We start from the raw sequence: 22,261 nt of genomic DNA, 5'->3' as shown, positions 1-22,261 counted from the left end.
AGATAAAATCATCATTCAATTATGTAATCAAATAGAAGTAGAAAATTACAGAGAATCTAACTAGTTTATAGTTTAGGATTGTACTAGATAACTAGTACTTAACCATTAACTTATTGTTTTAAAATGGAGATTCTAGATTTTATGTCACTATGATTAAAATGCCATTATTGTCAGCTCAGATCTAATCTTCTACAGTTTAAGAAGATATTACTCCTAAATTTTAGGAAAATGCGATCTTGCTCTAATTTTTCACGTATAATGTGCGCCTTTCATGAATAACTAAAGATAACAGAATGAGCGAATTAACCCAGTTAGCCCAACAAGAAAAAAAACAAACCTATAATTTTAATAAATTACAAAAACGTCTTCGCCGTAATGTAGGCAACGCCATTGCAGATTTTGGAATGATCGAAGATGGCGATAAAGTCATGGTATGTTTATCTGGAGGTAAAGACAGTTATACGCTTCTCGATATTTTGTTGAATTTACAGCAAAGTGCGCCGATAAAATTTGATATTGTTGCAGTAAACCTTGATCAAAAACAACCGGGTTTTCCTGAGCATGTATTGCCTGAATATTTAAAAAGCATTGGCGTAGATTACAAAATTGTACAAGAAAATACTTACGGAATTGTGAAAGAAAAAATTCCAGAAGGAAAAACAACTTGTTCTCTCTGCTCTCGCCTACGCCGTGGAATTTTATATCGCACAGCCACAGAACTTGGTGCAACCAAAATCGCGTTAGGACACCACCGAGACGATATGTTAGCGACGCTATTTTTAAATATGTTTTATGGCGGCAAAATGAAATCAATGCCACCTAAATTAATTTCTGATGATGGCAAACAAATTGTGATTCGTCCGCTTGCTTACTGCAAAGAAAAAGACATTGAAAAATATGCCATCGCGAAAGAATTTCCGATCATTCCTTGTAACCTATGTGGCTCACAACCAAATCTTCAACGACAAGTTGTAAAAGAAATGCTTAATACTTGGGATCGCCAATATCCAGGACGCTTAGAAACCATGTTCAGCGCAATGCAAAACATTACATTGTCACATATGTGTGATCCGAAATTATTTGATTTCAAAGGCATTAAACATGGGCAACTAATTGATGGCATTGAAGGCGATACAGCATTTGATGAAGAGCGAATCACGCCAATGCAATTTGAAGATGAAGATCAAACCGATTTTTCAAACAACGAAATGATTAACTTTAAAGAAGTAAATTAATATGTTGAATATCAATGGAATGGAAATTGAAACTGACAAAGATGGTTATTTGCTTAATAGTCAACAATGGAACAAAGATGTCGCTCGCTCTATTGCGCAGTTAGAAAGTATTGAATTAACTGATGCACATTGGGAAGTGATTTACTTTGTGCGAGACTTTTACCAGGAATATAACACCTCCCCAGCCATCCGTATGTTGGTAAAAGCCATGGCTGAAAAGCTTGGCGAGGATAAAGGTAATAGCCGTTATTTGCAGCGTTTATTTCCTGAAGGCCCAGCAAAACAAGCTACAAAATTAGCAGGCTTGCCGAAACCTGCCAAATGCCTATAAAAGTGCGGTCAATTTTTTGAGAATTTTAAACTCTAGGTTTATTTACGACTGGCTTTTTGTAAGCTAATATATAGCTTCTTTTAAACCCTAACTAACAAGGAAATGTTATGAAAATTAGTGCAAGAAACCAATTAAAAGGTAAAGTTGTTTCAATCGAAAACGGTTCAGTAAATGCAATCGTTCACATTGATATCGGTGGCGGTAACGTGCTTTCTTCTACTGTATCTTTAGCAGCAGTTAAAGAATTAAACTTAGAAGTTGGTAAAGAAGCATACGCAATCATCAAAGCAACGTCTGTAATGGTTGGGGTAGAATAATTTCTTCCATAAAGGTAGAAATTAATAAGCCGTACTTTTAAAGTTCGGCTTTTTCATATATTTATAATAATGACAAGATAGTTCTTTAAATTTCTATAATGCGATATATTCTAATTTAATTGCAGACAGCCCCAATAATAAAGATTCTGCCATTGCTCGATGACTTAGTGTAAGTGTTTTTTCAACCATCACAACCCTTTCAATTTCACTTAATTTTTTATCATTTAAATAAGCAAAATTAAGCGCAGTTTGCAAAGCGGGTAAACTTGGGTTAAATGCAGCATTTTCCGCATAGCGTCCAGTTACGACATCTCCATCTTTAAATAAAATCGCAATACCGTGTGGACTATTCGAATAAGGGCAATGGGATTGGTTAGCGGCTAAAATTGCATGATTTATAAGTGGATCTTGGGAGTCTACTGCTAAATGATGCTCTTCTTTCGCTAAAAGATGTGTTTCGATATCTAAATCTTTAGGACCAAATGCATCAGGTAAATAAGTATGCAATAAATTATTTTGGCTATGTGGTAAGTGAATTGATAGTTTATCAGCGCCATCTAATTCATTCATAAATTGGCGGCAATGACCACAAGGCGTATAATTCACCACAATATCCGTAATTCGGCTTTCATTACGTAACCAGGCATGACTAATCGCACTTTGCTCCGCATGAATAGTTTGTTGAATCGCTTTTCCTGCAAATTCTTGATTTGCACCAAAATAAAAGTCTCCTCGTTCTCCAATCGCTATTGCACCAACATTAAAATGAGAAACTGCTGTATGGCTATAACAGGCCGCAATTGGTAATAAATGTATCGCAAGTTTTAATGGTGTTAATTCAAAATCACGACAAAGTTGTAACACTTGTGAGTGGCTTAAAAAGCCAGACCAATGTTGTAAACGAAGCGCTTCTACAATCGCTTGATTCATTATATTTTCTTGTGGTAATGCATTTTTAATAAGTTCTTGCATAAATTATCCTTTTTAAAACATCTAAAATACATGTGACTTATTAGAACAAAATTTATTACTTGCTGCGAGTGTCTCACTAAATATTCCTTAAAACTGTGATCTGGATCACTTAATTTGATAGATTTAAATTATTACATTTTATTAACATATAGCTAATAACTATCAATTTTATTGAATAGAACAATTTCACAGTATATTTTAGGGACGTATAATGACTCTCAACAAAGGGAGAGCATTAGCTCAAATTATTAACATTGATAGAAGGAAAATACTATGTCAAAAACATCAATAGGCTTAGATAAAGTTCAATCAGCTGAATTAGCAAATAAACTAAATGAATTACTTGCCACCTATCAAGTTTTCTACACAAATGTACGTGGCTACCACTGGAATATTAAAGGTGTAAATTTCTTCGAATTACATGCAAAATTTGAAGAAATTTATACCGATTTAATCACCAAAGTTGATGAAGTTGCAGAACGTATTCTTACATTAGGCTATGTGCCAAATAATGCTTATAGCCAGTATTTAGAAGTTTCACGCATTAAAGAAGATATCGCTATAAGCGGTGCACAAGAATGTTTATCAGGTACATTACAAGGCCTAAAAACACTACTAGAACAACAACGTGAAATTCTTACCCTAGCAGGTGAAGCAGATGATGAAGGTACCGCTTCACAAATGAGTGATTACATTAAAGAACAAGAAAAATTAGTGTGGATGTTCCAAGCAGCTTGTCAAACCTGTCATGCTTAATTTATAAAGTTCTATCGAATAAGCCCGCCATTGCGGGCTTTTATTTTTTCTTCTTTATATACTAAAAAGTGCGGTGATTTTACCGCACTTTTCTTCTTATTTTTTCCGTTCAACCCATTTTCCATTGGTGAAATCAACAATCCATTTAGTCGCTTTTCCATCTTTTTCAGAAGTCACATATTGTTTCTTCTCTTTACGACTAAAACGAACAATCGCTTCATTCCCTTCTGGGTCTTTTTGTGGTGCATCCGCTAAATAAGCTAATTTTTCAGGCAAACGCTCGCGATATTGCACAAGTTCAGCGATTTTAACTGGGCGTGTTTCTCGGGATTTCGGGAAGTTATGTGCTGACATAAATACCCCACTCGCACCATCACGCAATACAAAATATGCATCAGATTTTTCGCATTTTAACTCAGGGAAATGTACTGGCTCTTCTTTCGGTGGGGCGACTTCGCCATTTTTCAAAATTTTGCGCGTATTATCACAATTTGTACATCCCATATACTTGCCAAAACGACCAAGTTTTAAATGCATATCTGCACCGCATTTATCACACTCAACAACAGGACCATCATAACCTTTAATTTTGAATGAGCCTTCTTCAATTAAATATCCATCACAATTTGGATTATTACCGCAAATATGGATCTTACGATGGGCATCGATTACATAGCTGTCCATTGCCGTTCCACATTTTGTACAACGTTTACGATCCATTAATGCTTTGGTTTCTGAAGATTCATCTAAAACATTCAATAATTCCGCTTCAGGAATTAAATTAATCGTCGTTTTACACCGCTCTTTTGGCGACAATGCATAACCCGTGCACCCTAAAAATACCCCCGTACTCGCCGTACGAATAGCCATCTTTCTACCACAGGTTGGGCATTTAATATCGGTTTCCACAAGGCTATTTGGACGCATACCACCTTCAAGTTCATCCAATTCAGCTTTAGAAAGCTGGCTAGAAAAATCCTTGAAGAATTGATTCAATTCAGTTTTCCAATTCACTGAACCAGAGGCAATTTTATCTAAAGTATCTTCCATATTCGCGGTGAAATCGTAATTCATTAATTCACCAAAAGACTCATTGAGGCGATCCGTCACAATTTCGCCCATCTTTTCTGCGTAGAAACGACGATTTTCAGTACGAACATAACCACGTTCTTGAATGGTGGAAATAATTGCCGCATAAGTGGAAGGACGGCCAATACCACGTTTTTCCAATTCTTTTACTAAAGCCGCTTCAGTAAAACGAGCAGGTGGCTTGGTAAAATGTTGGGTTGGTTGCACTTCTTTTAAAGCAAGTTTTTCTGAAACAGCAACTAAAGGCAATTCTTGATCTTCAGGATTCTTGCCTATCTGTGGCAATACTTTTGTCCAACCATCAAAACGTAAAATTCTGCCTTTTGCTTTCAAGGTATAATCGCCAGCTGACACAGTCAATGTACTGCTATCATATTGCGCTGGTGGCATTTGACATGCTAAGAATTGACGCCAAATTAAATCATAAAGGCGTACCGCATCTTTTTCCATTCCCTCTAAGGATTCGGGCAATGCTCGAATGTCAGATGGACGAATAGCCTCATGCGCCTCTTGCGCATTTTCCTTACTAGAATAGAAATTTGGTTTTTCTGGTAAATATTGTGCACCAAAATGATTTTCAATATAGCTACGTGCCATATTAAGCGCATCTTGACTCAAATTGGTTGAATCCGTACGCATATAAGTAATGTAACCCGCTTCATATAAACGTTGGGCTAACATCATTGTCTTCTTAACACCAAATCCCAAGCGAGTACTTGCAGTTTGTTGAAGTGTTGACGTAATAAATGGTGCACGAGGACGAGAACTTGTCGGCTTAGTTTCCAAATCTGTGACAACGTAATCTGAAACACTCAGAAAATCTACCGCACTTTGTGCTTCTTTTTGATTTTTTGGATCAAATTTTTTGCCTTTATAATCCGTGACATCCAAACGTATAGCTTGTTTATTTTGATTATTCGTAAGAACGGCAACTTCCCAATATTCTTCTGGCTGGAAGGCTTTAATTTCACGCTCGCGTTCTACTAATAATTTAACCGCAACAGATTGAACTCGACCCGCAGAAAGCCCTCGTGCGACTTTTTTCCAAAGTAATGGCGACACCATAAAGCCCACTACTCTATCTAAAAAACGACGAGTTTGTTGTGCATTAACGCGATCCATATTTAATTGTTCAGGCTTTTCAAAAGCCTGTTTAATGGCATTTTTAGTGATTTCGTTAAACACTACACGGCTAAAGCGCTCATCATCGCCACCAATCACCTCGCGTAAATGCCATGCAATAGCTTCTCCTTCTCTATCCAAGTCGGTTGCGAGATAAATATGATCTGCTTTTTTAGCAAGCGATTTTAATTCGGAAACCACTTTTTCTTTACCAGGCAAAATCTGATAATTTGCTTTCCAATCGTGATAAGGATCAATCCCCATACGTTTAACTAAGGCGTTACGTTCCTTTTCAGCCTTAATTTTTGCTTTTTCTTCGGCATCCATACCTTTGGTTGAAATTGGTTTAGCTTTTTCACCTGTACTAGAACCAACCGTCGGCAAATCACGAATATGTCCAACACTCGATTTCACCACATATTGGCTACCTAAATATTTATTGATGGTCTTTGCTTTTGCCGGCGACTCCACAATCACCAAGGATTTACTCATTTGATTACCTAATATCACTAGAATTTTGTAAAATTGGGGGTATAGTGCAAAGTTATGTAGGCAAAATCAAGCATTTTTTCAAAAAAGGTCTATAAATGGATAAACTCAACGCGATTTCTATTTTCTGCAAAGTCATTGAAACCCAAAGTTTTACATTGGCTGCAAAGCAACAAAATATTTCTGTGGCGATGGCAAGCAAATTAGTTTCACAGTTAGAAGAACATTTAAAAACACGATTGTTACAACGTACTACCAGAAAAATTATGCCTACTGAAGCGGGAATGATGTATTACCAACGCTGCCAAGGAATTTTACTTGATTTAGATGAGGCTGATTCTAGCATCACCCACCTTACCAGTTCATTACAAGGAAATTTACTTATTTCTGTTCCTCGTGATTTTGGTTTACTTTTCATCGTACCGAATTTACCGCTATTTATTGCGGAACATCCTAATCTAAATGTTGAAATTGAGTTTAATGACAAAAAAATTGACCTTGTAGCAGAAGGCTATGATCTTGCATTACGTATCGGCTATATGGCGGACAGTTCTCTTGTATCACGCAAAATTAGCACCACTACACTCCATTTTGCAGCCTCACAAAGCTATCTTGAGGCGAATAGTATTCCACAAACGCCTGATGATTTAGAGCATCACAATGGCTTACTTTATAAAAATGTAATGAATCAAGTGAATTGGGTTGGCTCACGCATAAATCAAACACAACGTTTCAAAATCCAATCCAAAGTGGTAAGCAATAGCGGTTTAGCCTTATTAGAAATGGCAAAAGCAGGACTAGGCATTGTGAATTTACCTAGATTTATTGTTGGTGAATCTCTCGAAAAAGGGGAACTCATCGAAGTATTGCCAGAATATAAACAACAAAAATTAGAAATTCATGTGGTATATCCAAACAGAAGACATTTACCAATAAAAGTGCGGGCATTTATTGAATTTTTATCTGGATTAGGTTTGTGTAATGAGATCTAATTAAATATATAGGCAAATATTACTTGTCCTACGTACTAAAATAACGTCCAAACTGGGGTGACTTCATCCATTAAGGTTAAATTTTTTCCTAATTCAATCCATCCGCAAGGAAAATGAAAATCAGACCCTACTGAACCAACGAATTTAAATTTACCAGCTAATCGTGTAAGTATTTGACGTTGATCCTTTGTTGTACCGCAATCTGCCATCTCCATACCATCACCACCCCAGGTTTTAAAATCGGCCATTAACTTACGTACCCATTTCCCTGTCATATTATAGCGTAATGGATGGGCAATAACGGCGATTCCGCCTGCCGCATGAATAGCTTCAATTGCAGTGGGAATATCAGTCCATTGTGATTTAACAAAAGCAGATTGTCCCTGTCCTAAATAACGCTTAAAGGCTTGTCCATCATTTGATACTTTACCAATATGCACTAAATAGCGTGCATAATGTGCGCGTGTAACCTCTCCATTGGCGAATAATTTTGCACCATTATAAGCATTCGGTATACCTACCTTTTCTAATTTTTTACCAATTTCAATTGCCCTTTTAGCACGTAGTATTTTTTGACTTTCCAAAAGTGCGGTAATTTTTGGATGCATTTTATTAAAATTTAACCCAACGATATGAATTCCGCGCCCCTCCCAGTTGGTTGAAATCTCAACACCTGTAATTAGCTTGATCCCTATTTCTTTTGCCGCTAATTGTGCCTCATCAATGCCATCAACTGTATCATGATCGCATAATGCTAGTACATTTACGCCCTGTTCATGAGCACGTAGAACTACTTCACGAGGTGAAAGTACACCATCAGATGCCGTACTATGGCAATGTAAATCAAATATTTTTGTCATTATTTTATGTTTCTTATTAATTCCGCAACCAATTTAGGGCCATGATAAATTAGCCCCGAATAAATCTGCAGTAATGTTGCCCCAACGTTCATTTTAGCTTGTGCATCTGATACGCTATCAATACCACCACAACCAATAATTGGGATACGCCCTTGTAATTCTTCATGTAATCGTTTGATAATAGCTGTACTTTTATATTGTAAGGGTTTTCCGCTTAATCCACCTTCTTGTTCTGAATATTTTAATCCGGTGACATTGTCACGAGAAATGGTCGTATTTGTGGCAATCACCCCATCGATTTTATGACGGATTAACCCATCTGCAATTTGGACAAGTTCGGCATCATTCAAATCAGGTGCAATTTTCACTACAACAGGTACGTACTTATTATATTGTTTAGCTAAGACTGATTGGCGGGATTTAATCTCTTTTAATAAATCATCAAAATAATCACCATATTGTAATTGACGCAAATCTGGCGTATTAGGTGATGAAATATTCACTGTAATATAACCTGCATAATTATAAGCCTTATTTAAACAGAGAATATAATCATCCTTTCCTCTTTCCAATGGGGTCCATTTATTTTTGCCAATATTAATGCCTATCACTCCCTTATAATGGGTGTTTTTTACATTTTCAATCAGATAATCAATACCTTTATTATTAAACCCATTATGGTTAATGATACCCTCAGCTTCTATTAAACGAAATTGACGAGGCTTTGCGTTACCATCCTGAGCAAATGGTGTTACCGTACCAACTTCAATAAACCCCAGCCCCAGCATGCCGAAACCATCAATTGCCTCACCATTTTTATCCGCTCCTGCCGCCAAACCAATAAGATTAGAAAAATTTATTCCCATTACTGTTTTAGATAAACCTTTCGGCGTATCAATAAGTGATTTAAAAAGTGGATAAAATAATGGATGAGCAGTTATTTTTAAGCACTGAAGAGTAAAATCATGAGCTTTTTCAGCATCCATTTGGAAAATGGCATATCGAAATAATTTATACATACGCGTTTATCTCTCAGGATAGTTTACTGTAATAAAGAAAGGAGAATTTTTAATAAAGCTTAATCAAGTATATTTTAAGGTTAAGGATAATAAACTGCAAATAAAAAGGGCATATCACTATGCCCTACATAAATTATCTAGTATTAGATTGAACGTTTAACTTCAACTACTTCAAACACCTCGATTTGGTCGCCGACTTTTACATCGTTGTAGTTTTTCACGCCGATACCACATTCCATACCGTTACGAACTTCAGATACGTCGTCTTTGAAACGGCGAAGAGACTCTAATTCCCCTTCAAAGATAACGACGTTGTCACGTAATACACGGATTGGGTTGTTACGTTTCACTATACCTTCGGTCACCATACAACCTGCGATTGCACCAAATTTCGGATGACGGAATACATCACGAACTTCAGCTAAACCAATAATTTCTTGTTTAAATTCAGGCTCTAACATACCACTCATTGCTGCTTTAATTTCATTCAACAATTCATAGATGATTGAGTAGTAGCGTAAATCAATGTTTTCAGCTTCAATGACACGACGCGCAGATGCATCAGCACGAACGTTAAAGCCAACAATAATGGCATTAGATGCTGCCGCTAAAGTTGCATCAGTTTCAGTAATACCACCTACACCAGAGCCAACCACTTTAACTTTTACTTCATTGGTAGAAAGTTCATTTAACGCTTGAACAATCGCCTCTACAGAGCCTTGTACGTCCGCTTTCACAATGACGTTCAATTCAGCCACATCGCCTTCAGACATATTGCTAAACATATTTTCAAGTTTCGCTTTTTGCTGACGAGCTAATTTCACTTCACGGAATTTACCTTGACGATATAACGCCACTTCACGTGCTTTTTTCTCATCACGTACAACGGTTGCTTCATCACCCGCTGCTGGCACACCTGAAAGACCTAATAATTCAACTGGAATTGAAGGACCTGCTTCATCAACTTCTTTTCCGTTTTCATCACGCATTGCGCGCACACGGCCGTATTCAAAACCACAAAGTACGATGTCACCTTTATGTAATGTACCTGATTGAACCAAGATAGTTGCCACAGGGCCACGACCTTTATCCAAGTAAGATTCAATGACTACACCACTTGCCATGCCGTCTTTTACAGCGGTCAATTCAAGTACTTCAGATTGAAGTAGGATTGCATCTAATAACTCATCAACTCCTGTACCTTTCTTCGCAGATACTGGAACGAATTGCACATCACCACCGAATTTTTCAGAAATTACATCATGTTGTAATAATTCTTGCTCAACACGGTCTGGATTGGCTTCTGGTTTATCAATTTTATTTACTGCAACCACTAAAGGTGCACCCGCTGCTTTTGCGTGTTGAATCGCTTCGATAGTTTGAGGCATCACACCATCATCGGCTGCAACAACAAGAACAACGATATCTGTTGCTTTCGCACCACGTGCACGCATAGAAGTAAACGCTGCGTGTCCTGGAGTATCCAAGAAGGTGATCATTTTGCCATCATCCATTTCTACGTGATACGCACCGATATGTTGGGTAATTCCACCCGCTTCACCTGCTGCAACTTTCGCTTTACGAATATAGTCAAGTAAAGAGGTTTTACCGTGGTCAACGTGACCCATGATAGTTACAACCGGTGCACGCGTTACTTTTTCTGCGTTTATATCGCGATCGCCTAATACCGCTTCTTCAAGCTCATTTTCATTGCGAAGAATTACTTTATGACCAAGCTCTTCCGCAACCAATTGAGCGGTTTCTTGGTCGATAACTTGGTTAATAGTAACCATTTCGCCCATCTTCATCATCGTTTTGATGATTTCAGTCGCTTTTACAGCCATCTTATTCGCTAATTCAGCAACAGTAATGGTTTCACCAATGACAACATCCGCTTTTACAGCTTGAACTGGTTTAGTAAAGGCTTGTTGAAGTGCGGCACCTTTTTTGCCGTTTTTACCTTTACCAAACTTAGCGTCTTTTTGATTTTTACGATTAGATTCGCGCTCGTTTTTCGAGTTTTTGCTATTTTCATCGTCGCGACCGCCTTTTTTCGCTTTCGCTACTTTATTTTTGCCACGACCACGATTTTCGTTACGACGATCTTCTTCATCTTCTGCTTCAAGTGCATATCTTGAACTTAAGTTGTAATCAGAATAGTCTTCTGAAGAAGATTCATTATCTGAATCATCTGCTTCAGCATAACGTTTCGCTTCTTCTGCTGCACGACGAGCTTGTTCTTCAGCTTTTTGACGAGCTAATTCTTCAGCTTTACGACGAAGTTCAGCTTCTTCTGCTTTACGTTTCTCTTTTTCAGGATCAACAGATTTTGTTTTAGAATCTACCGCACTTTTTGCTGACTTAGCAGCTTCTGCTTTCGCTTTTTCGGCTTTTGCTTTTTCATCAGCTTCTTTCTTAGCTGCCGCTTTTTCAGCTTCTAAACGAGCTTTTTCTTCTGCTGCTTTTTGTTCAGCAATTTTTTTCGCTTCCGCTTCTTGCTGTGCTTTTAATTTTGCTTCTTCTTGTTGAGCAATATCAGTTTTTACTGTGCGTTTTTTACGTACTTCTACCTGTACTTCTTTGCTTTTACCGCCAGTTGTTGTGCTGCTCACTGTTGTTTTTGTTCTGCGTTGAATACTTAATTTTTTTGGCGCATCAGCCTTAACATCTTCAGTCATTACTACTCTCCTTATTCTTCGCCAAACCAACAGATATTACGTGCAGCCATAATTAAATCTGCTGCCTGTTCTGCTGTTAATTCTTCAATATCTGCTAAATCATCTACACCCTGTTCAGCGAGTTCTTCGAGAGTAGTAATTTGTTTTTCAGCTAATTTGAATGCCACATGGCGATTAATCCCATCTAAATTCAATAAGCGATCTTCAATATTCGCTTTTTTCAATGCTTCTTCTTCAGCAACCGCTGCGGCTGTAATCGCATTTTTAGCACGAGTTTGAAGTTCTTCTACAAGATCCTCATCTTCTAAACCATCAATTGCTGTCAATTCATTCATTGGCACATAAGCAATTTCTTCTAAACTTGTGAAGCCTTCTTCTACAAGGATTTGAGCAAATTCTTCATCAAGTTCCAATGCGTTCATAAATAAGTTTAAAACTTTGTTATCTTCTGCTTGATGTTTTGCATTTAACTCATCAGTTGTCATTACGTTTAGTGTCCAACCGGTTAACTGTGTTGCTAAACGCACGTTTTGACCATTACGACCAATTGCTTGTGCCAGGTTAGCTGCTTCAACTGCAATATCCATAGAATGATTATCTTCATCAACAATGATAGAAGACACATCAGCTGGTGCCATTGCATTGATCACAAATTGTGCTGGATTATCATCCCAAAGCACGATATCTACGCGCTCACCACCAAGTTCATTGGTAATGGCTTGAACTCGCGCACCGCGCATACCCACACAAGCACCAACTGGGTCAATACGTTTATCGTTTGATTTCACTGCAATTTTAGCTCGAGAACCAGGATCACGAGCTGCACCACGAATTTCAATCATTTCCTCGCCAATTTCAGGCACTTCAATACGGAATAATTCGATCAACATTTCTGGTTTAGAACGCGTCACAAATAATTGTGCATTTTTGCCTTCAGGGTTCACTTTATAAAGCACACCACGTACGCGGTCACCCGGACGGAAATTTTCACGAGGAAGCATATCTTCACGGGCAATAATGGCTTCTGCTTTATTTCCTAAATCTAGGATAATATTATCACGAGTAACTTTTTTCACCGTACCCGTTACAATTTTACCTTCTTCTGAACGGAATTGTTCAACCACTTTCTCACGCTCTGCTTCACGAATTTTAGTGCTAATGACCTGACGTGCTGTTTGCATTGCAATACGATCAAATTCGATAGATTCGATTTGATCTTCTACATAATCGCCAATTTGAAGATTTGGATCTTCAAATTGTGCCGCTTCCAAAGTGATTTCTTTAGTTGGTACTTTGACTTCATCAACAATTAACCAACGGCGGAAAGTATCAAAATCACCTGTTTTTGGGTTTATTGATACTCGAATATCAATTTCGTATTCATATTTTTTCTTGGTTGAGAGCGCAATAGCACTTTCTAACGCTTCAAAAATTTTCTCACGTGGTAATAACTTTTCATTGGATACGGCTTCTGCCGCTAGTAAAATCTCTTTACTCATTTTTTCTTTTACTCCTTTTAAAATTTTGCAACAACATTCGCTTTTTGAATGTTACCAAAGACTAAAACTTGTTCCTGTCCATCAACGATTAAAGTAACCATATCGTTTTCAATACGCTCTAACTTACCTTGCCATTTACGACGTTCCATCACTGGAATTCGCAAATGCACCGCGATATCTTGCCCAATATAGCGTTCAAATTGTGGCAAGGTAAATAACGGACGATCTAAACCTGGTGACGACACCTCTAGATTGTATTTATCTGCAATTGGATCTTCCACGTCTAAAATTGCGCTCACTTGACGACTTACATCAGCACAATCATCGACAGTTACGCCACCTTCTTTATCAATAAATAAACGCACAGTCATAAAACGGCCTGTACGTTGACATTCAATGCCCCAAAGTTCACAGCCTAAATCCTCTACTGCGCCTTGTAGCATTTCTTGTAAATTTTGTTCTAATGTAGCCAATTTCTACTCCTATACTGTAGTGTCAGCTTTTAGTCAAAATAACTGCTTTTGATTAATCTAAAAACTTCTACAAAAAATTTTAGGCATAAAAAAAGGGTTAGGTTCACAGGAACCTAAGCCCAGTTTTTATTAAATTTCTTATAGAAAAAAACCCCAAAACTGGGGTTCTTTTACTGAACTTATTATTGGTTGCGGGGGCCGGATTTGAACCGACGGCCTTCGGGTTATGAGCCCGACGAGCTACCAAGCTGCTCCACCCCGCGTCCGAAATATGGGATGCATTATAGTGATAAAAATTTAAAATGCAAGAAGTTTTACTAAGTTCCTTAAAAACTTTGTCAAAACTTACCGCACTTTCCATCATCACTAAAATCGAATACCAGAGCCAATCCCTAGTCCTAATCCAACACCGTTGCTTCCGCCGCCAGCACTGACGCCACCACCTACAGAACAAGCCGCTAATATGCTTGATAATACAATAATAAAAAGTGTTTTCTTCATCATTTTTCCTTTATTAATAAAATTTCAAATAAGCGATAAACTGCAATTAGATCTTTCTTTGCAAGAGGTTTAAAAGGCAATAAAAGATAATAAACCCAGCGAAAACGCTGCAAAAATACGATCATATTCTGCCAATTTTCTACTCTACAATGATCTTGATAATACAATGCCACTTTTTGAATAAAATCGTCTGAAATATCTTCTTCTCGACATAAACTATCAAAGAAAAATAGCATATCTCGAACGATTAACCAATTTTGATTTTGACTACTTGAACGAGATTCAAAATCAAGAAAAGTAACTTTTCCCTTATCCCAAGTAATATCTCGAATAGCAGGACGGCCATGTACCAGATTTTTAGCATGTAAATTAATCAAAGCAAGGCACGTATCATAAATTATAGAAAATTTTTGCTGATTATTTGTCCTCTTATTACATAACCATTGTGATAAAGTGATTCCCGCATCTTCCAATACAAAAAAATCCTCACCATGATAAGAGACTTTTGGAACTGGTGCTTTTTTTTCATTAAGATTCAACAAAGTTTGTAATTCATTTTTAAAGGATTGCTTAGGATATGGTTTCAATAATAGCCAAATCCCCTTCAACTTTTCAGGTTGCTTTAACCAGAATTTTTTGCCTTCATATTGAAAAGGATAAATTCGTTCATCACAATGCTCTATAACCAATTGATTAACATATTCCCTAAACTCAGGGCTCATTACTACACCACTCCATTGCTATTTATGGTATATTTGTCCACCATTTTTATTTTGCTTTTAACTTAACTACAATTAGATATGAAAAAAATTAAATTATTATTTCTTACGCTAACGTTTATTTTAGCGGTATCCCCTAATATATCGGCCTCACCTTTTTCAATAACTGAATCTCAAATCAATCAATATCTACAAGAAAAAGGAGCTATTGCGGATAAATTTGGCTTACCAGGATTATTTTTTCTTGATTATCAAGTAAAAAATTTGAGTACTAAAATTGGGCAAGCTAATGATAAACGCGTAGAAATGAGCGGTACTTTAGAAGGTTTATTTCAATTTGGCAATAAAAATTTGCCAGGAAAATTAAATCTGACCTTCGATACAGTTCCTTATTATAACCCCGAAGAAGGTGCGGTTTATTTAAAGAAAATGCGTATTTTACGTTGGTCAGGAGAACCACAGCAATATATGCAACAAATGCAAACAATCATGCCTTTTTTAAATGCAAATGTCGCTAAATTACTAGAACATATTCCTGTTTATACATTAGATAAAAACAATATGCGTGATGTGCTTATAAAAAAATTTGCAAAAAAGATTTTAATTGAACAAGGTAAACTTACATTGGATACAGGAATTTTTTAAATAACAAGTAGTACTCTTTATTAAGAATTTTATTTAACTAATTCTGTTTTCATATACATTAAACGTTCAATATTTGTTAAATAATGCCCTAATTCCTGTTCTTCTGGTTTATGTAAATAGGGTATTTGTCCTAATAGAGGTGCCTCAATATGCTTCTCTAAAAGACTAATTATTTCAGCATAATGACCTAATAAAGGATTAACACGATTGGCAACCCATCCTAATAAAGGTACACCTAGTTGCTGAATTGCTTGAACTGTTAATAAAGCATGATTAACACAACCGTCTTTAATTCCCACTACAAGAACTAAAGGCATTTTATGGGAAACAATCCAATCTGCAAAACTTTTTCCCTCTGACATCGGAGTCATTAATCCAAAGGATCCCTCTACTGCAACAGACTGATACTGGGAAGTTAAACGCATAAGATCCTGATTGATCTTCTCTAACTTAATTCTCGTTCTATCTTCTGTAAGCATCGGAAAACGGTGAGTAAATGTATAGCTATTAATATCTTGATACTTTACATTCTGATTTGTTGAAGCCATCAAGGTTAAAACATCAGAATTGCTGAAACTGTCATAATCTGAATCATTTTTCTCAACTTGAACTGTAGGATAAACCCCATCCTCACCACAGCAGGCAATAGGTTTATATCCTACTATTTGTACACCCTTATTTTGTAAGGCTTGTATAATTGCTCGACAAGCAGTGGTTTTTCCCACATTTGTATCAGTCCCCGCAACAAAAAAGCTACTCATTTCGTTCTCCTTAAAAAAGTGCGGGCGATTTTAAAAGAATTTTTGAAGAAAGAAATTGAGGTAACGCAAACTTTTGCTTTTTAGCTTTAAAAATAAACAGATTATTTGATCTCACTCAAACTATTAAATAAACCATCATCCTGTTTAGGTATTTGTAAATAAAATCCCTGTTGTTTAATTTTTCCAAAATCTCTTGATTATCTACAGAATGCAATCTTTTTGAGCCTAATAAATTAAACATCATCACGATTTCAGGTTTACCAAATTGCTCTAACAGTGCTTCAGGCAAAGAAGAAAAATCATCGCGCTTTGCTAAATATAAATAACTTCCTGGTTTCTTTTTACTCTTATAAATTGCACACAACATAAATTAATCTATTCCTTTCATTTTAATATATGTTTTTAATGCAATTTTATCTTCTATACTAAGAAATGATGCATTAATAGCATTATTCAGCAATTTTTTTGCTTCAAATTCAGTTAATTGATAATCAGACTCTAATAATTCAAATTCCTGTTTAATTTCAGTTTGTGATACGGTCATATTATCTGTATTTAGCGTCGCCATAATCCCCTTTTGTAAAAAAGTTCTAAGTGGATAATTTTTTAAATTATCAATTGCTTTTGTCTGTAAATTACTACAAGGACACATCTCTACAGCAATATTTTTTATAGCTAAATCAGACATAACTTGCTCAGATTCTAGCGCTCGAATACCATGCCCAATACGACTAGCACCAAGATTGATAGCCTGTTGCACATTTTCGGCTCCGGCTGCTTCACCTGCATGAATCGTAAAAGGAATACCAAGTTGATTAGCAAGCTGAAATTCTTGGGAAAAATTTTGGGTTGGATAACCGGCCTCTGGTCCAGCTAAATCCACCGCAACGACCCCGGCATCTTTTATAGTCAGATATTTTTTGGCTATATTAATAGTTTCTAAGTTATTTTCTAAAGAGCCAATTCCTCTTAAACAACATAAAATTAAATTTACTTTAAAAAGTGCGGTATCTTTTAGTCCTTGTTTTAAGCCAACTAATGCTGCTTCCACCACTTCTGATTGATTTAATCCCTTTTTTATATGAAGCTGTGGTGCAAAACGAATTTCAGCATAAACTACACCTTGTTTATCTAAACGTTTTACCAAGTCAAAAACCGCAGAAGAAATGGAATCTTGTGTTTGTAATAAAGAAACGGGAATTGCAAAACAATTTAAATATTGATTTAAATCACTACAATCTTTGGGCGCTGAAATTAATCTAAGAAGTGATTCAATGTCATTTACAGGTAAGTTGGTGTTTTGTTTTTCCGCCCACTCAAAAATCCATTCAGGAGAAAGCGAACCATCCAAATGAAGATGGAGGTCTATCAAAGCATATTTTGATATATTTTTCATCATAATGATCCACCAAATAAGAAATTGCGCTAGATTTTATTGAGAAACAGTAAGAAGATCAACCCAGGAAAAAAATGGGCTGCAATTGCAGCCCTAGTCAAATTTTTTATTTTACTTCTCTAAATAAAATCTCACTTGGGATGACGGAACCTTGCCAGTAAAGTTCTGTGGAGACTTTTTCTGCGAGTTGTAGAAACGCTTGTGAAATTTCATTTTCAGGCACTCGCACAACAGTTGGGTTGCCCGCATCTAAATCTTCACGGATACGAATGTGTAAAGGAAGTTGAGCTAATACTTTTACATTGTATTTTTCAGCCATTTTCTCTGCACCGCCTGTGCCAAAAATCGCTTCGTGATGACCGCACTCGCTACAAATGTGCATTGACATATTTTCTACAATGCCTAACACTGGCACAGATACTCGCTCAAACATTGAAATACCTTTCACCGCATCAAGCAAAGCAATATCTTGTGGAGTTGTCACAACTACGGCACCAGTCACAGGGATTTGTTGTGATAAGGTAAGTTGAATATCACCAGTGCCCGGAGGCATATCGATAACAAGATAATCTAAACTATCCCATAGGGTTTCATTTAATAATTGGCTTAATGCACTACTCGCCATTGGACCACGCCAAATTGTTGCGCTATCTTCATTCATTAAAAAGCCAATGGAATTTGCAGATAAACCATGTGCTTTAATTGGAGTGATGTGTTGATTATCTGGTGAAGTCGGACGTTGATCCGCTGCGCCTAACATATGTGGAATAGAAGGGCCATAAATATCCGCATCTAAAATCCCAACACGTGCGCCTTGTGCTTGTAATGCTAAAGCTAGATTAACAGAAACCGATGATTTCCCTACGCCGCCTTTGCCAGAACTCACCGCAATAATATTTTTCACACCTTTTACGGCTGGTTGATTATTTGCACGTTTAAGTGTGGCGATTTGATAAGTCACCGCCCATTTAATTGCTTTGCAATCTGTTGCTTTCAACAACGCATCTGAAACCGCTTGTTTTAACTGTTCTGCACCAGAATTCCATGCAAAAGGTAATTTCAATTCAATGCGTAAAGTATCGCCGCCCTTTTCCACTTTTTTCAAAGTATTAAGCGTAATCAGATCCTTTTGCAGGGTTGGATGCTGAAATTGTTGGATAATCTGCTGAACTTGATTTTGCTGCTCGGCAGTCAAATTATCAGAAAAGTAGGTTGCCATAATAACTTCCTGTTTAGTAGAGTAAATTTGTCGGACATATTTAATCACGGAAAGTGCGGTATGTTAAGTTAAAGTTTTTCAAACTAGAAAAAAAGCCCTGTATCAGGTAAGATGTCCACAATTTTTATATGTTAAAAAAGAGAATAATAAATGACAACTCAACCCCGTAAAATTTTAGTCACTTGCGCCTTGCCTTATGCCAATGGGGCAATTCATTTAGGCCATATGTTAGAACATATCCAAGCGGATATTTGGGTGCGTTTTCAACGTATGCGTGGCAATAAAATCCATTTTGTCTGTGCGGATGATGCGCACGGCACACCGATTATGTTGAATGCTGATAAACTTGGCATTACACCTGAAGAATTAATTGCCAAAGCAAAAGCCGATCACGTGCGTGATTTTGTAGGTTTCAATATTAGTTTTGATAACTACCATTCCACTCACAGCGAAGAAAACAAACAACTCACTGCAGAAATTTACAATAAACTCAAAGCCAATGGCTTTATTAAGAGTAAAGTTATTTCTCAGTTATTCGACCCTGAAAAAAATATGTTCTTGCCTGATCGTTTTGTGAAAGGCACTTGCCCGAAATGTAAAGCCGAAGATCAATATGGCGATAACTGTGAAGTGTGTGCTTCTACTTACAGCCCAATGGATTTAATTAATCCTCGTTCAGCTGTTTCTGGCGCAACACCTATCGTAAAAGAATCTGAACACTTTTTCTTTGACCTACCTGCATTTGAAGGCATGTTAAAAGAATGGACACGTTCTGGCTCACTTCAATCTGAAATTGCGAACAAAATGCAAGAATGGTTTGAGAGCGGTTTACAACAATGGGATATTTCACGCGATGCGCCTTATTTCGGTTTTGAAATTCCGGGTGCAAAAGATAAATTCTTCTATGTTTGGTTAGATGCGCCAATCGGCTATATGGCTTCATTCAAAAATCTATGTAATCGTGAAGGCATTGATTTCAATGAATTTTGGGCTGAAGGCAGTGATGCGGAACTTTATCATTTCATCGGTAAAGACATCGTTTATTTCCACAGTCTATTCTGGCCTGCAATGCTTGAAGGCAGTGGCTATCGTAAACCAACTAATGTGTTCACTCATGGCTATGTCACGGTGGATGGGGCGAAGATGTCAAAATCTCGCGGGACTTTTATTCAAGCAAGCACTTATTTGAATCATATCGATCCTGAATGTTTGCGTTATTACTATGCGGCAAAATTAAATGATCGCATTGAAGATTTAGACTTTAACCTTGAAGATTTCGTACAACGTGTAAATACGGATATTGTAAACAAATTAGTGAATTTAGCTTCACGCAATGCTGGCTTTATTGCGAAACGCTTTGAAGGCAAACTTGCAAATAAACTGGAAGATGAAACATTATTTGCAGAATTTACCGCCCAAGCCGAGCAAATCGCCAATTATTACGAAAGCCGTGAATACAATAAAGCCATTCGTGAAATTATGGCATTAACGGATAAAGCCAATAAATACATTGATGAAAAAGCCCCTTGGGTGATTGCAAAAGAAGAAGGCAAAGAGGCAGAATTACAAGCCGTATGTTCAATGGGAATTGAGCTTTTCCGCGTGTTGATATCTTACTTAAAACCTGTTCTTCCAAAACTGGCAGAACGTGCAGAAGCCTTCTTACAAGCTGAATTACGTTGGGATAATATTCATCAACCATTACTTGGCCATACTCTTGCACCGTTTAAAGCCTTATTCTCTCGTTTAGAGAAAAAACAAATTGATGCCGTTGTGGAAGAAACCAAAGCCTTATTTGCAGCAGCCAATAAAGCCGCAGAAAAAACAGAAGCAAAACCAACCGCACTTTCTGCCGTTGAACCTATTGCGGAAACCATCACCATTGATGATTTCGCTAAACTTGATATGCGTGTAGCAAAAGTATTGAAATGCGAATCTGTGCCAGAATCTAATAAACTTTTACGTTTTGAATTGGATCTTGGCGATCATACTCGTCAAGTCTTCTCTGGCATTAAAGAGGCTTATAATAAGCCTGAAGAATTAGAAGGTCGTTTTGTGATTATGGTAGCAAACCTTGCACCACGTAAAATGAAATTCGGCGTGTCTGAGGGAATGATTCTATCCGCAGGAACAGGCGGTAGTGATTTATTCTTGTTATCTGCTGATAACGGTGTCACTGCGGGTATGCAAGTAAAATAATCAATTCAATCTAAATGAGGGCAACATTACGTTGCCCTTTTATTTTCTTGTTGAAAATAGGTGACTTATAACCTACTATAACACTCAACTATTTACCTGTTTGGAGAATATTATGAAAAACGAATTAATTTGCTATAAACAAATGCCAGTGTGGACAAAAGACAAATTGCCACAAATGTTCCAAGAAAAGCACAACACAAAAGTCGGCACTTGGGGGAAATTAACCGTATTAAAAGGCAAACTCAAATTTTATGAGCTAACCGAAAATGGCGATGTGATTGCCGAGCATATTTTTACCCCAGAAAGCAACATTCCTTTTGTTGAACCTCAAGCGTGGCATCGTGTTGAAGCACTTTCTGATGATTTAGAATGTACCCTAGGTTTCTATTGCAAAAAAGAAGATTACTTCAGTAAAAAATACAACATGACAGCCACTCACGGCGATGTGGTGGATGCCGCAAAAATTATCTCGCCTTGTAAAGTATTAGATTTAGGTTGCGGCCAAGGGCGTAATTCACTTTATTTAAGTTTATTAGGCTATGATGTGACCTCTTGGGATCACAATGAAAATAGCATTGCCTTTTTAAATGAAACCAAAGAGAAAGAAAACCTTAATATTTCTACCGCACTTTATGATATTAACGCTGCCAATATTCAAGAAAACTACGATTTCATTGTTTCAACAGTGGTGTTTATGTTCTTAAATCGTGAACGTGTGCCGTCAATCATTAAAAATATGCAAGAACATACCAATGTTGGCGGATATAACTTAATCGTTGCCGCTATGTCCACTGATGATGTGCCTTGCCCGCTTCCATTCTCCTTCACCTTCGCTGAAAACGAATTGAAAGAATATTACAAAGATTGGGAATTCTTAGAATATAACGAAAATATGGGCGAATTACACAAAACCGATGAAAACGGCAATCGCATTAAAATGAAATTTGCTACGATGTTAGCGAGAAAGAAATAATCACTCATTTATAAAA

20 protein-coding genes, 1 tRNA gene and 1 pseudogene are annotated in these 22,261 nt (G+C 37.0%); 8 read left to right on the top strand and 14 right to left on the bottom strand.

The genetic code is table 11. The annotated features are described in order from the left end of the window. The first annotated feature begins 293 nt into the window (after positions 1 to 293). The 3 genes from ttcA (at position 294) to KP713_RS00970 (ending at position 1,883) form a co-directional block, all read left to right on the top strand. Positions 294 to 1,235, top strand: a complete 942-nt coding sequence (gene ttcA / locus KP713_RS00980; protein WP_054457008.1) for a tRNA 2-thiocytidine(32) synthetase TtcA — start codon at positions 294 to 296, stop codon at positions 1,233 to 1,235. Between the two features lies 1 nt (position 1,236). After that, positions 1,237 to 1,566, top strand: coding sequence for a TusE/DsrC/DsvC family sulfur relay protein (locus tag KP713_RS00975; protein WP_106014273.1), 330 nt, complete (start codon positions 1,237 to 1,239; stop codon positions 1,564 to 1,566). A 107-nt stretch (positions 1,567 to 1,673) separates the two neighbouring features. Then, on the top strand, positions 1,674 to 1,883 hold the full coding sequence (locus KP713_RS00970; RefSeq protein ID WP_005631673.1) for a TOBE domain-containing protein: 210 nt from the start codon (positions 1,674 to 1,676) through the stop codon (positions 1,881 to 1,883). 93 nt (positions 1,884 to 1,976) lie between these two features. Here the strand turns inward: KP713_RS00970 and cdd are convergent, their stop codons facing one another. Continuing rightward, positions 1,977 to 2,855, bottom strand: coding sequence for a cytidine deaminase (gene cdd / locus KP713_RS00965; RefSeq protein ID WP_215769590.1), 879 nt, complete (start codon positions 2,853 to 2,855; stop codon positions 1,977 to 1,979). Positions 2,856 to 3,128: 273 nt separating this feature from the next. On the opposite strand from cdd, the gene KP713_RS00960 reads away from it, so the two are divergent. Next, the gene (locus KP713_RS00960) at positions 3,129 to 3,611 is read left to right on the top strand and encodes a Dps family protein (RefSeq protein ID WP_065264831.1); all 483 of its coding nucleotides are present in this window, start codon (positions 3,129 to 3,131) and stop codon (positions 3,609 to 3,611) included. A 96-nt stretch (positions 3,612 to 3,707) separates the two neighbouring features. Here the strand turns inward: KP713_RS00960 and topA are convergent, their stop codons facing one another. Next, entirely contained in the window at positions 3,708 to 6,314 is a 2,607-nt protein-coding gene (topA, locus tag KP713_RS00955) for a type I DNA topoisomerase (protein ID WP_215769589.1), read from the bottom strand. A gap of 95 nt (positions 6,315 to 6,409) precedes the next feature. Here topA and KP713_RS00950 point away from each other — a divergent pair, with 95 nt between their 5' ends. After that, a complete protein-coding gene (locus tag KP713_RS00950) occupies positions 6,410 to 7,303 on the top strand; it encodes a LysR family transcriptional regulator (protein WP_065264833.1) in 894 nt (297 codons plus the stop codon). A gap of 35 nt (positions 7,304 to 7,338) precedes the next feature. Here the strand turns inward: KP713_RS00950 and KP713_RS00945 are convergent, their stop codons facing one another. The 8 genes from KP713_RS00945 to KP713_RS00915 form a co-directional block, all read right to left on the bottom strand. Next, the gene (locus KP713_RS00945; protein ID WP_215769588.1) at positions 7,339 to 8,163 is read right to left on the bottom strand and encodes a PHP domain-containing protein; all 825 of its coding nucleotides are present in this window, start codon (positions 8,161 to 8,163) and stop codon (positions 7,339 to 7,341) included. Then, positions 8,163 to 9,182: a quinone-dependent dihydroorotate dehydrogenase gene (pyrD, locus tag KP713_RS00940; protein ID WP_140449745.1), complete on the bottom strand. Its 1,020-nt coding sequence runs from the start codon at positions 9,180 to 9,182 to the stop codon at positions 8,163 to 8,165. Before pyrD ends, KP713_RS00945 begins: the two co-directional genes overlap by 1 nt. Before the next feature lie 143 nt (positions 9,183 to 9,325). Continuing rightward, entirely contained in the window at positions 9,326 to 11,860 is a 2,535-nt protein-coding gene (infB, locus tag KP713_RS00935) for a translation initiation factor IF-2 (RefSeq protein ID WP_215769587.1), read from the bottom strand. Between the two features lie 11 nt (positions 11,861 to 11,871). Then, positions 11,872 to 13,359 carry a transcription termination factor NusA gene (gene nusA / locus KP713_RS00930; RefSeq protein WP_215769586.1) on the bottom strand — a complete coding sequence of 496 codons (1,488 nt, stop codon included), beginning with the start codon at positions 13,357 to 13,359 and terminating at the stop codon, positions 11,872 to 11,874. Between the two features lie 17 nt (positions 13,360 to 13,376). Further along, entirely contained in the window at positions 13,377 to 13,832 is a 456-nt protein-coding gene (rimP, locus tag KP713_RS00925) for a ribosome maturation factor RimP (RefSeq protein ID WP_048953178.1), read from the bottom strand. Between the two features lie 186 nt (positions 13,833 to 14,018). Further along, positions 14,019 to 14,095: transfer RNA gene (locus KP713_RS00920), tRNA-Met, on the bottom strand. Between the two features lie 103 nt (positions 14,096 to 14,198). Beyond that, positions 14,199 to 14,333, bottom strand: coding sequence for a hypothetical protein (locus tag KP713_RS09055; protein ID WP_258182774.1), 135 nt, complete (start codon positions 14,331 to 14,333; stop codon positions 14,199 to 14,201). After that, positions 14,333 to 15,055: a BUD32 family EKC/KEOPS complex subunit gene (locus tag KP713_RS00915; RefSeq protein WP_215769585.1), complete on the bottom strand. Its 723-nt coding sequence runs from the start codon at positions 15,053 to 15,055 to the stop codon at positions 14,333 to 14,335. Before KP713_RS00915 ends, KP713_RS09055 begins: the two co-directional genes overlap by 1 nt. A 78-nt stretch (positions 15,056 to 15,133) precedes the next feature. On the opposite strand from KP713_RS00915, the gene KP713_RS00910 reads away from it, so the two are divergent. Further along, positions 15,134 to 15,697: a YceB family lipoprotein gene (locus KP713_RS00910; RefSeq protein ID WP_215769584.1), complete on the top strand. Its 564-nt coding sequence runs from the start codon at positions 15,134 to 15,136 to the stop codon at positions 15,695 to 15,697. A gap of 29 nt (positions 15,698 to 15,726) precedes the next feature. Here KP713_RS00910 and bioD read toward each other — a convergent pair whose 3' ends face one another. From bioD to apbC, 4 genes and pseudogenes are all read right to left on the bottom strand, one after another. Next, the gene (gene bioD / locus KP713_RS00905; protein ID WP_215769583.1) at positions 15,727 to 16,458 is read right to left on the bottom strand and encodes a dethiobiotin synthase; all 732 of its coding nucleotides are present in this window, start codon (positions 16,456 to 16,458) and stop codon (positions 15,727 to 15,729) included. A 101-nt stretch (positions 16,459 to 16,559) separates the two neighbouring features. Continuing rightward, a pseudogene (locus KP713_RS00900) lies at positions 16,560 to 16,825 on the bottom strand (YcgL domain-containing protein). A 3-nt stretch (positions 16,826 to 16,828) separates the two neighbouring features. Further along, complete coding sequence (add, locus tag KP713_RS00895; protein WP_215769582.1) at positions 16,829 to 17,857, bottom strand: adenosine deaminase; 1,029 nt, start codon at positions 17,855 to 17,857, stop codon at positions 16,829 to 16,831. Between the two features lie 103 nt (positions 17,858 to 17,960). Next, a complete protein-coding gene (gene apbC / locus KP713_RS00890; RefSeq protein WP_215769581.1) occupies positions 17,961 to 19,073 on the bottom strand; it encodes an iron-sulfur cluster carrier protein ApbC in 1,113 nt (370 codons plus the stop codon). 150 nt (positions 19,074 to 19,223) lie between these two features. Between apbC and metG the strand changes: the two genes are divergently transcribed. Together metG and tehB are read left to right on the top strand one after the other, a co-directional pair. Then, positions 19,224 to 21,272, top strand: a complete 2,049-nt coding sequence (gene metG, locus KP713_RS00885; protein ID WP_215769580.1) for a methionine--tRNA ligase — start codon at positions 19,224 to 19,226, stop codon at positions 21,270 to 21,272. A 112-nt stretch (positions 21,273 to 21,384) separates the two neighbouring features. Further along, positions 21,385 to 22,245, top strand: a complete 861-nt coding sequence (gene tehB, locus KP713_RS00880) for an SAM-dependent methyltransferase TehB (RefSeq protein WP_215769579.1) — start codon at positions 21,385 to 21,387, stop codon at positions 22,243 to 22,245. Positions 22,246 to 22,261 lie beyond the last annotated feature (16 nt).

Source organism: Haemophilus sp. SZY H36 (genome assembly GCF_018829625.1).
GTDB lineage: Bacteria > Pseudomonadota > Gammaproteobacteria > Enterobacterales > Pasteurellaceae > Haemophilus > Haemophilus haemolyticus_K.
The sequence above is the reverse complement of the archived record's forward strand: the minus strand, read 5'-3'. Positions and strand labels throughout refer to the sequence as shown.